General features: G+C 71.9%; 7 protein-coding genes. 3 read left to right on the forward strand and 4 right to left on the reverse strand.

All coding sequences use genetic code 11. The features are described from left to right. The 3 genes from ACLBYE_RS27230 to ACLBYE_RS27240 all read right to left on the reverse strand — a co-directional run. Nucleotides 1-1368, reverse strand: a 1368-nt coding sequence (locus ACLBYE_RS27230; protein ID WP_447696558.1) for a dicarboxylate/amino acid:cation symporter, incomplete at its 3' end; no start/stop codon positions are given. An 82-nt stretch (nucleotides 1369-1450) separates the two neighbouring features. Then, nucleotides 1451-2902 carry an aspartate ammonia-lyase gene (gene aspA / locus ACLBYE_RS27235; protein ID WP_447696559.1) on the reverse strand — a complete coding sequence of 484 codons (1452 nt, stop codon included), beginning with the start codon at nucleotides 2900-2902 and terminating at the stop codon, nucleotides 1451-1453. 227 nt (nucleotides 2903-3129) lie between these two features. Beyond that, complete coding sequence (locus ACLBYE_RS27240; RefSeq protein ID WP_447696560.1) at nucleotides 3130-4029, reverse strand: LysR family transcriptional regulator; 900 nt, start codon at nucleotides 4027-4029, stop codon at nucleotides 3130-3132. Between the two features lie 668 nt (nucleotides 4030-4697). Here ACLBYE_RS27240 and ACLBYE_RS27245 point away from each other — a divergent pair. The 3 genes from ACLBYE_RS27245 to ACLBYE_RS27255 all read left to right on the forward strand — a co-directional run bounded on the left by ACLBYE_RS27245 (nucleotide 4698) and on the right by ACLBYE_RS27255 (nucleotide 8283). Next, a complete protein-coding gene (locus ACLBYE_RS27245) occupies nucleotides 4698-5066 on the forward strand; it encodes a hypothetical protein (RefSeq protein ID WP_447696561.1) in 369 nt (122 codons plus the stop codon). A gap of 234 nt (nucleotides 5067-5300) precedes the next feature. Then, entirely contained in the window at nucleotides 5301-6872 is a 1572-nt protein-coding gene (locus ACLBYE_RS27250; protein ID WP_447696564.1) for an ABC transporter substrate-binding protein, read from the forward strand. Between the two features lie 229 nt (nucleotides 6873-7101). Further along, entirely contained in the window at nucleotides 7102-8283 is a 1182-nt protein-coding gene (locus tag ACLBYE_RS27255) for a serine hydrolase domain-containing protein (protein ID WP_447696562.1), read from the forward strand. A gap of 56 nt (nucleotides 8284-8339) precedes the next feature. Here the strand turns inward: ACLBYE_RS27255 and ACLBYE_RS27260 are convergent, their stop codons facing one another. Further along, complete coding sequence (locus ACLBYE_RS27260; protein WP_447696563.1) at nucleotides 8340-10304, reverse strand: alpha/beta hydrolase domain-containing protein; 1965 nt, start codon at nucleotides 10302-10304, stop codon at nucleotides 8340-8342. Nucleotides 10305-10665: the final 361 nt, after the last annotated feature.

The raw sequence follows: 10665 nt of genomic DNA on the forward strand, positions 1-10665 counted from the left end.
CGGGCCCGGCCGGCCCCGACCCGCGCGGGCGGCGCCGGCCGCGGGCCGCGCGGCGAGGTCGAGGCGCGGCCCCGCGGGCTCCGCGCTCGCCTCCCGGACGCCGCCCGCGATCTCACCCCGCCACTTGGCGACCGCCGCGGTGGCGAGCCCGTTACCGAGGACGTTCGTGACGGTGCGCCCCATGTCGAGGATCTGGTCGATGCCCATGATCAGCAGGATGCCGGCGGCCGGCAGACCGAACATCGGCACGGTGGCGGCCACCACGACCAACGAGGCCCGCGGCACGCCGGCGATGCCCTTGCTCGTCACCATCATGACGAGCAGCATCGTCAGCTGCTCGCCGAAGCCCATGTGAATCCCGAACGCCTGGGCGATGAACAGGGCGGCCATGGCCTGGTACATCATCGAGCCGTCGAGGTTGAACGAGTACCCGAGCGGCAGCACGAACCCCGTCACGCGCGGGCGCACCCCGAAGCGCTCCAGCACCTCGACGGTGCGCGGGAAGGCGGCCTCGCTGCTCGCCGTCGAGAAGGCGAGGATCATCGGGGCGCGCAGCAGGCGCAGCAGCTCCACCACGCGGCGGCCCAGCACGGCCCAGCCGGCACCGATCAGCAGCAGCCAAAGCAGGGACAGGCCCGCGTAGAAGCTGGCGATGAACTTGCCGTAATCGAGAAGGACGCCGAGCCCTTGGACGGTGACGACCGCCGCGATGGCCGCGAAGACGGCGATCGGCGCGAGCCGCATCACCGTGTCGGTGACCCTGAACATCACGCGGGCGAGACCGTCGAGGAGCTGCACCATCGGCTCGCTGTAGCGCCGGTCGATCGTGCTGAGGCCGAAGCCGAAGAAGATCGAGAAGACCAGGATCTGCAGCACCTCGTTGCCGGCCATGGCCGAGACGATGCTGGTCGGGAAGACGTGGACGAGGAAGTCGCGCAGGTTCAGCGAGGCGGCCTTCAGGCCGGTCTGCGCCCCCGCGTCGGGCAGCGGCAGGCCCAGGCCCGCGCCCGGCTGGAACAGGTTCGCGGTCAGGAGCCCGAGGGTGAGCGAGACGACCGAGGCGGTGACGAACCAGCCCATGGCCAGCGCGGCGACCCGGCCGACCGAGCGGGCGTCGCCGAAGCTCGCGATGCCGGCCACGATGGTGGCGAACACGAGCGGCGCGATGATCATCTTGATCAGACGCAGGAAGATGTCGGTCGCGAGGGTGAAGTGCGCCGCGAACGCCTTGGCCTCGTCGGGTCCGGCCGCCAGTCCGTGCAGGACGGCGCCGACGAGGATGCCGAGCGCGAGCCCCAGCCCGGTATAGAGCGTGAGCCGGCCCGAGCGCGATGTCGTGGAATCCGGGTCCGTATCGGCGTGCGTCATCCGTTGTCCTCCCGTGGAATCGTGATGTTCGGCGTGCGGGATCCGACCGCTGGCGTCGCGGGCGCGGATCCCGGATTCCGGATCAGGCCCCGGCGACGGCCCGGGCGATGACCGGATCGAGGGCTTGCGGGCGGGTCAGCCGCTCGGGCCGGAGAACCGCGTCGAGCTGCGCGCGGGCCATCAGCCCCTTCTCAAGCACGAGGTCGTAGACGCCGCGGCCGGTCGCGTGCGCCTCCATGGCGACGGCCGTCGCGTTGCGGTAGCCGATATAGGGGTTGAGCGCGGTCACGATCCCGATCGAGTGCTCGACGCTGGCGCGCAGCCGTTCGCGGTTGGCGGTGATGCCCCGCACGCAGTGGAGGTCGAGCGTGCGGCAGGCCGCTTCGAGATGCGCGAAGCTGCGGAACAGGCTGTAGGCGATCACGGGCTCGAAGGCGTTGAGCTGCAGCTGGCCGGCCTCGGCCGCGAAGCTGATCGTCACGTCGTTGCCGATCACCTCGAACGCCACTTGGTTCACCACCTCGGGGATCACCGGATTGACCTTGCCGGGCATGATCGAGGAGCCGGCCTGCCGGGCCGGCAGGTTGATCTCGCCGAAGCCCGCGCGCGGACCGCTGGAGAGCAGGCGCAGGTCGTTGCAGGTCTTGGACAGCTTCACGGCCACCCGCTTGAGGACGCCGGACACCTGCACGAAGGCGCCGCAATCCTGGGTTGCCTCGACCAGATCCTCGGCCGTGACGAGCGGGATGCCGGTGATCTCGGACAGCCGCGCGCGGACCGAGGCCGCGTAGAGGGGATGCGCGGTGATGCCGGTCCCGATCGCGGTGGCGCCCATGTTGATCTCGCGGATCAGCAGCTCGGCCTCGCCCAGCCGGGCCTCGTCCTCGCCGAGCATGCGCGCGTAGGCGCCGAATTCCTGGCCGAGCGTCATGGGCACCGCGTCCTGCAGCTGGGTGCGGCCCATCTTGAGCACGTCGGAGAACTCGGCGGCCTTGGCCTCGAAGCTGCCGCGCAGCGACGCCATCGCGGCGACGAGCCGACGGATCGCGCCGATGCCGGCGATCTTGAGTGCCGTCGGGTACACGTCGTTGGTGCTCTGGCCCATGTTGACGTGCTCGTTCGGGTGCAGCTGCCCGTAGGCGCCGCGGGCGTGGCCGAGGAGTTCGAGCGCGCGGTTGGCCACGACCTCGTTGGCGTTCATGTTGGTCGAGGTCCCCGCCCCACCCTGGATGAGATCGACCACGAACTGATCGTGCAGGCCGCCGGCCCGGATCTCCTCGCAGGCCGCGACGATCGCGTCGCAGCGCGCCGCGTCGAGCAGGCCGAGCTCCCGGTTGGCGAGCGCCGCCGCCTGCTTGATCGCCGCGAGCGCCCGGATCAGGTCCGGGCAGGTCGCCAGCGTGGTGCCGGTGATCGGGAAGTTCTCGACCGCGCGCAGGGTGTGGATCCCCCAGTAGGCCGCCTGCGGAACCTCGCGGTCGCCCAGGAGGTCGTGCTCGGTGCGGGTCGGGGCGGCGGAAGCGATCTCGGACACGGCTCTCTCCTCGCGCGCGGAAGCGATCCGGCGCGCCGTAGGGCAGGACGGTTGGGCAGACGATTGCGCGTGAGCGACCGGCCCGGGTGAGGGGACGTCGACGCTCTCGACGGTGCGCGATGAAGGGGCGCCGCCAGTCGCCCCGCCCTCACGGGCGGCCGCGTCTGACCGACCGGCGTCTGATAGTCCCGGCATCGGCGGGCCGCCAATGCTAGTTGCGACCAGAACTATTCCGAACCGGAATAGTTCTTCGAGTCCGCGGCGGCGGCCGACCAGACGGCCTCCAGGAACGGCCGGGCCCGCTCCGCGCTGCGGTACAGCCGGATCTCCATCGACATCTCGGGGCTGACGATGGCGAGCGCGCCCGCCGCGATCTCGCTGGCCACGAGGCTCCTCGGCAGCCACGCGACCCCGTGTCCCGCGAGCGCCATGGACCGCAGGGCCTCGGCCATCGAGTTCTCGTTCGTGTGGACCGGATAGGTCGCGGGCGCGCCCTCCCGCGCCTGGGCGATGGCGGCGAGCCGTCCCAGGAAGGAGCCGCGGGAATATTGCAGCAGCGGCAGGCGGCCTTCCCGGTCGCGGGGGAGATCCGCCGGCGCCGCCACGGCCACGAGGCTGTCCCGGCCGACGACGAGGCAGGGAAACCGATCGGGCCCGAGCGGGATCGGGATGCCCGGATGGTGATAGGTCAGCATGAGGTCGTAGCCGCCCTCGACCAGGGCCTGGAGGCAGATGTTGAAGTTCTCCGGCAGCACGCGGCTGCTCATGGCGCCGAGCTCGCCCCGGAGCGTGCCGAGCCAGCGCGGCAGGAAGGAGAGGCAGAGCGAATGCAGGGCCGTGATGGCGACGACGGGCAGGCTCGACCGCTCGCTGCGGTTGCGGAAGTCGGCGCGGCTGAGGGTGAGGAGGCGCACCACCTCCTCGGCGGTCTCGAGGAAGTGGCGCCCGTCCGCCGTGAGGGTGATCGGGTAGGTGCTGCGGTCGAGCAAGGCCGTGCCGAGCCAGACCTCCAGGGAGCGGATGCGGCGGCTGAACGCCGATTGCGTGACGTGCCGCGCCTCGGCCGAGCGTGAGAAGCTACGGGTCTCGGCGAGGCTGAGGAAATCCTCGATCCACTTCAGTTCCATCGCCGGCCGGGCCACGTTCCAGAGGTCACGGCCTTGAAACGCCGAAAGGGCGGGCCCGGCAAGCGGGGCGGGCGCGTCCGCGCCGAAACGCGACGGTGGCCGTCACGACGGCGTCGGAGGAGCGGCGCGGGGCGCTCCCCCGGCAGGCGGGCTCAGGCGAAGTGCGTCGGCAGACTCAGGGCCTGCGCGTAAGTCACCAGCGCGATCGCGCCGCCGATGAGGGTCGCGGCTATGGTGATGCGGTTCGTCCAGGTCATCGTCGTCTCCATCGGGCTCGCGACTGTCGTCGCGGTGTGATCCCGATGTAAGCTCAAGCTTTCAGGCCCGGCGTGTTCCGGAGCACCCGCGCCGACGGCGCTGCCGGAGCGACGGGGTCGCCGTGGCCGCCGGCTCGCACCGCGGCCGGCTCGGGAAGCGCCCGACCGAACGGCCCCTCCGGCGGCTCCGCGGCGATCGCGCTGGCGTGCGGCACATCGAGCGACACGGCGCAGCGATGTGACCGCGGGGCCTCAGCCGCGGGCGCGGCGGCTCGCAACAGGGTGCTACGTCCTTCGGCCGAGCACCGAGCACCACAAATGATGGCGACAGAAACGCCCGCGCGGGCTCTGCGCCTGGACAGGACTGGTCCGAGTCTGGGTCAGCCCTCGACGGCCGGCCGCAAGATCAGCATGAGCCGGCTGGTCGCGATCCGGGAGCGTCGCAGGACACACATGCAGGAAACACCCCGCAGAGTCGTGATCCGAACGGATCCCGATTTCGAACACGCCGTGATCGGCGGATTCAAGCTGGTCGAAGACGCCTACGCGCGCGGGATCATCTCTTGGATGCGCCGGTGCGCGTTGCGGGACCTGTTGGCGAGCGGCGAATCCGAGCTGTACGAGAGGCGCACCTATGTGACGCCGCATTCGGACCCGGATGCGATCCAGATCGGCGTCTACTTGGAACCGGCTCCGGCCTTCCTGATCGAACTCGGTCTGCTGGCGCCGGAGATGACAGCGCCCGAACAGGTCGATTCCGGGGCCGACCTCGAGCGCTAGGGCCCGAGGCGCCGGGACGGAGGCTCCGGCCCGGCGGATGCGGGGTCGTGCAGGGGGCTCGCGGCGCGTGTCGCCCCGCCCCTGTGCTCCGGACACCGCCCGCTGACGCGTCCGCGCGCGGCGTGGCGCGGCGCGGCCCCGCGTTTGCCTCGCGGCCTCTCCGAGGGCACCATGCGAGGCGACGAGGGTGACGGGCGCACGGTCTCCGATGGCATCCAGCACGAGCGCTCGCCGATGAGGCGCCGCGAGGTCCTCGCCGCCCTGGCCGCCGCCGCGGTCGCGCGGCCCGCCGTCGCGCAGCCTGCCAAGGTCCTGCGCTTCATCCCGGAGAGCGACGTCGCGGTGATCGACCCGATCTGGACGACGGCGACCGTGACGCGCAACCACGGCTACCTCGTCTTCGACACCCTCTACGGCCAGACCGCGGGCTACGAGTTCCAGCCGCAGATGGTCGAGGGTCACGCCGTCGAGGCGGATGGCCGCCTCTGGCGGCTGACCCTGCGCGAGGGCCTGCGCTTCCACGACGGCGCGCCGGTGCTGGCGCGCGACGTGGTGGCGAGCGTGCGCCGCTTCGCCGCCCGCGACGCCTTCGGCCGGGCGCTGATCGACGCCACCGACGAACTCGCCGCGACTTCGGACCGCGTCGTGCAGTTCCGCCTCAAGCGGCCGTTCCCGCTGCTGCCCGCGGCTCTGGGCAAGACCGGCACCTCGATGCCCTGCATCATGCCGGAGCGCCTGGCGAAGACCGACCCGAACACGCAGGTCACCGAGATGGTCGGCTCGGGCCCGTTCCGCTTCAAGGCGGACGAGCGCGTCCCGGGGGCGCTCACCGTCTACGAGCGCTACGACGGCTACGTGCCCCGCCCGGACGGCGCGGCGAGCTTCACCGCCGGGCCGAAGCGGGCCCATTTCGAGCGGATCGAGTGGCGGATCGTGCCCGACGCCTCCACCGCCGCGAGCGCGCTGGCGGCCGGCGAGGTCGACTGGTGGCAGAACCCGACGCCGGACCTGCAGGCGCTGCTCAGGAGCAGATCGGGGATCCGGCTGGAGGTGCTCGACCCGGCCGGCGGCATCGGCTGCCTGCGTTTCAACCACCTGCATCCGCCCTTCGACAATCCCGCGATCCGCCGGGCGCTGCTCGGCGCCATCGACCAGACCGAGTTCATGAGCGCGGTCGCGGGCGACGAGCGCGCCTTATGGAAGGACCATGTCGGCGTCTTCAGCCCCGAGGCGCCGATGGCGACGCGCGCGGGCACCGACGGGCTGGTCGGCCCCCGCGACTACGCCGCGGTCGGGCGCGCCCTGGCGGAGGCCGGCTACCGGGGCGAGCGCGTCGTCATGCTCGACCCGACCGATTACCCGGCCACCCATCCCCTGGCCCTCGTCGCGGCCGAAGCCTTCCGGAAATGCGGGCTCGCCGTGGACCTCGTCGCGATGGACTGGGGGACCCTGGTGCAGCGCCGGGCGAGCCGCCAGCCCCCGGACAAGGGCGGCTGGAGCACCTTCGTCACCTACCTGAACGGCACCAACAACTTCGATCCCGCCGGCCAGCTCGGCATCCGCGGCAACGGCGACCAGGCCTGGTTCGGATGGCCCCGCGCCCCCCGTCTCGAGGAGTTGCGCGCCGCGTGGTTCGCCGCGCCCGATCCTGCGGCGCAGAAAGCGATCTGCACCGAGATCCAGCGACAGTTCTTCATCGACGTGCCGTACCTGCCGCTCGGCGCCTATTACGAGGCGACGGCCTACCGGGGCCTGACGGGCGTGCGCAACGGCTTCCCGCAATTCTACGACGTCAGGCCGGCCTAGAGCGCTCTCCACCGGAGCGGATACCGGTTCGGCGCAAGAGAGCGCGTCAGAACAGAGGCTTAGAGCCGCGCCCGGTCCTCGCGTGGTGCGCCAGCCTTCGCCGGACCGGACCGTCGCCCCGGCGCACGGCGCCCCGAGGACACCGGAGCCGGTGCGCGTCACCGTACGACCGTCCGGCCTCTCGCGGCCGCGGCGATGCGGGCGCGGTGGCGCGCGCTACATCGGCGCCATGCGGACTGCACCAGCCTTCTCCTCCCGTCACCTCGACCGCCTCGGCGACCGCCTGACGGCCGATGTCGACAGCGGCGCGATCGCCGGGGCCGACCTGCTCGTCGGCGGTGCGGACGGGGCGATCTGGCGATGCACCGTCGGGTACCGCGACCGCGTCGCGCGCGCGCCCCTCGGGCCCGACGCGCTCTGGCGCATCTACTCCATGACCAAGGTCGTCGTCTCCGCCGCAACCATGGTCCTCGCCGAGCGCGGCGCCCTGCGCCTCGATCAGCCCGTGGCGGCGTTCATCCCCGCCTTCGAGCACCTGTCGGTGCTCGATCCGGACGGCGGCCTCAGGCCCGCCAGGGCCAGGCCGACCGTTCAGGATCTCCTGCGCCACACCGCCGGGATTGCCTACGGCTATCTCGGCGACGGGCCGGCGCGGCGGGCCTACGCGGCCGACGGCCTGCTCGCCGAGGATCTCGACAACGCGGCGTTCGCCGACCGGATCGCCCGCCTGCCGCTGGAGCACGAGCCCGGCACGGTGTGGCACTACTCGCACGCCACCGACGTGCTCGGCCGCGTCCTGGAGATCGCCGGCGGCGCGGATCTGCAGCGGGTCCTCGACGCGACCGTGCTCGAGCCGCTCGGCATGGCCGACACGCTGTTCCGGATCTCGGCCGCGATGGGATCACGCGTGGCGCAGCCGCTGCCGCAAGCACCGGGGCAGCGCCCTGTCTTTCACGATCCCGCGCAGCCGCGGCGCGGCCAGAGGGGCAATGGCGGCCTCGTATCGAGCACGGCGGACTGCGCCCGCTTCCTGCGCATGCTCCTCGCCGGCGGCAGTCTCGACGGCGCGCGCGTCCTGGCGCCGGCCAGCGTGCGGCTCATGACCTCGGATCATCTCGGGGCGGCGATCGCGAAGGCCGCCTACTATCCGCCGGGGCCGGGCTACGGCTTCGGGCTGGGCGTGGCGGTCCGCCTCGCGGCGGGAGAGGCGCCGTTCCCCGGCAATGTCGGCGACTGGTTCTGGAGCGGCGTCGGAGGGACATACTTCTGGGTTGACCCTGTAGAGGGCTTCTTCGCGCTCCTGATGATGCAGACCTCCTCGGCCGACCAGCGCCAGCACTACCGCACGCTGACCCGCACCATGGTATACGCCGCCCTGGAGGACCGTCGACTGTCCGAGACGGCCCCCTGAGGGACAAGGTCCGCGCGACGATGTCTACGCCGGCGGCGCGACCGACTCCGGAACGGTCATCGCGCGGACTCCTGCCGCGCCGCCTGGACAAGGCGGTCGCCGTCCTCGCGCAGGAGCAGGCGATCCCGAACCAGCGCGTCCACGGACTTGGTCACGGCAGCCAGGTAGGCATCCGGATCCGGGTAGCGCTCCTCCAGCGAGGGCCGCGGATCCCCGTTGGCCTCCCGCTCCGCCCGGGTCCGGGCGAACGGAAGCTGGCTCCCCTCCCGGTCGCAGAGGGCCCCCGCCGGGAAGGGATCGGCGTAGAGATTCCAGCCCGTGAAGGTCGCGCGCGGTGCGGCGACGGCCGGCAGGCGAATGCCTGCCACGTCGTTGCCATCCGCGTCGACGCGGGGCACGAGCGGCCGGTACTGCGGCCCGCTCTCGGGCTTGGGATCGACGTAGGTGCTGAAGCGCGCGATCGTGTTCGGGGCGGTCGGGACCGGCACACCGACGATGAAGGGATAGCCGGCCTCGGCCGGCTCCACCAGCGTGCCGTCCGACAGGCGCGGGATCCGGCTGTCGGGCGGGGGCGTGCCGAGCGTCACCCAGTCCTCGAGTGCGACGAGAAGGGCCCTGAGGGCAGGCGCCGGATTGAGGGTGCTGCGCATGTTGGCGCAGGGGCCTCTGCTCGAGGTCAGCCCGGCGCGCCCGTAGTGGAAGCCGCTCGAGACCAAGTAGACGCGCGTCGTGTCGGGCAAGGTCAGGTCGGTGCGGCCCAGGGGATCCGTCGCCAGCAGCGAGGCACCCTTCTGCCAGTACTCGGTGCCGGTGTTCACCTCGATCAGCAGCGGGTCGAAGCCGTCGTCGCGCAGCAGCGCGCCGGTCCGTCCCGTCACCGGGTCGTGCTGAGCCGCCGCGGAGAACGGGAAGGCATTCTCCGGATAGAGATGGTCCTCGTGCTGCGTGTTGGTGCGGGACGGTTGGCCGAAGCGCGCGTTCAGGAAGACGCCGCCGATCCCCGCGATGTGCGACAGCACGCCGTCGAAGACCCGGCGCCCGGTCTCGTCGCGATTGAAGCCCTGGGCGATGAAGTCGCGCAGGTACCGCCCGCTCTGGGAGATGCCGAGGGCGACCGCGTGCCGGATCGCTCCGCCCGCCGGGTTGGCGCCACCGGCGGCATCGCCGCGCAGGTAGGCGACCACGTCGCGCGTCGCGGCGAAGCCGATGCCGAGCACCTTCGGCTCGGTGGCGCGGTAGGTGAACTGGTAGATCGAGCCCGGCAGCGGCTTCGTGCCCCTGGGCAGGAGCTCGAGTTGCCGCGGCGTCGCGTAGTGCCACGCCTCCTCCGGAACCGGCCGAGGCGGGTCGGCCTCCCGGCGCCGCACGGTCAGCTGCGTGCCGGCCTTGTCCTGGCTGGCCGCCTTGAAGGTGAGATAGAAGGGCGCCTCCGGCGGCCCGCGCGTCGCGCTGACGAGTTCGTCGCGCACGATCTCCACGATCGGCTTGCCGTTCGTGGACGCCACCGGCACATCGATGGCCATGCCGCCCTGCTGGCGCAGCGCGTCCGCCTCCCAGCCCGACCAGACGATCGTGTCGCCGCGACGCAGGACGAGGCCGGTTCCGGCATCGACGGCGTTGCGCGGATCGTTGACGGCCTGGGCCCCCTGAGCCGGCGCGTCCAGCACCCAGTTGAAGAGGAACTTGCGGCCGCGGTTCAGCACCTCGAACAGCAGCGTACCGCTGCCGCGGGCGGGGTCCTTCGGGCGCAGGATGAACAGGTCGGTCCTGTATTCGACCATGCCGCGCGCGTTGCGCGGCGCCAGCGCGATGTCGACGATGCCGGCGTTGGCGGGATCTGCCGGGTCGAGCTCGCCGCGGGCGGCACCGATGACCCGCTCGTACGCGCCGGCAGGCCCGAATTCCGCGCCGTCAGCGAACGGCTCGACGGTGGCGATCTCGATCTGAGTGATCCGCGCCTGGGTCGGCGTGACGCCGAGCGCGCAGCTGAGCGCGCCGGCAAGAAGCCAACCGGTCCGCATGGTCCCCCCCTCCCGCGCGGCTCGTTCTCCTGGCCGGCCGTGTTAGCAAACACAGATGGAACGGGCCGTCGAGCGGGCTGCCCGCGAAGGCATTGCGTTCGCGGACCGCCTGTCAGCCGGTCTCGGGAGGCCCCCGGGCGGGCAAGGTGGCGTCCGCGAGGGAGCCTAGAGCCGTTCCCGATCGGGTTGGGACGCAGGCGATCGGCGAGCCCGTGCCGAACGAGGCGCGGGTCCCCTCTCCCGTGCGGGAGAGGGACAGGGTGAGGGATGAGAACAGTCCGGACAAGTCGCGGCCTGTACGCGCATCGGCGGCCTGTTCAGTCCTGATCCTTCGCCTCCCTCACCCCAACCCTCTCCCGCA

The sequence above is a fragment of the Methylobacterium sp. A52T genome, assembly GCF_053346095.1.

What these genes read in the sequence shown, in the direction of transcription:
- ACLBYE_RS27250 (WP_447696564.1), top strand. Translation starts at nt 5,301, where the DNA reads ATGAGGCGCCGCGAGGTCCTCGCCGCCCTGGCCGCCGCCGCGGTCGCG.
- ACLBYE_RS27260 (WP_447696563.1), bottom strand. Translation starts at nt 10,304, where the DNA reads ATGCGGACCGGTTGGCTTCTTGCCGGCGCGCTCAGCTGCGCGCTCGGC.
- ACLBYE_RS27255 (WP_447696562.1), top strand. Translation starts at nt 7,102, where the DNA reads ATGCGGACTGCACCAGCCTTCTCCTCCCGTCACCTCGACCGCCTCGGC.
- ACLBYE_RS27245 (WP_447696561.1), top strand. Translation starts at nt 4,698, where the DNA reads ATGAGCCGGCTGGTCGCGATCCGGGAGCGTCGCAGGACACACATGCAG.
- ACLBYE_RS27240 (WP_447696560.1), bottom strand. Translation starts at nt 4,029, where the DNA reads ATGGAACTGAAGTGGATCGAGGATTTCCTCAGCCTCGCCGAGACCCGT.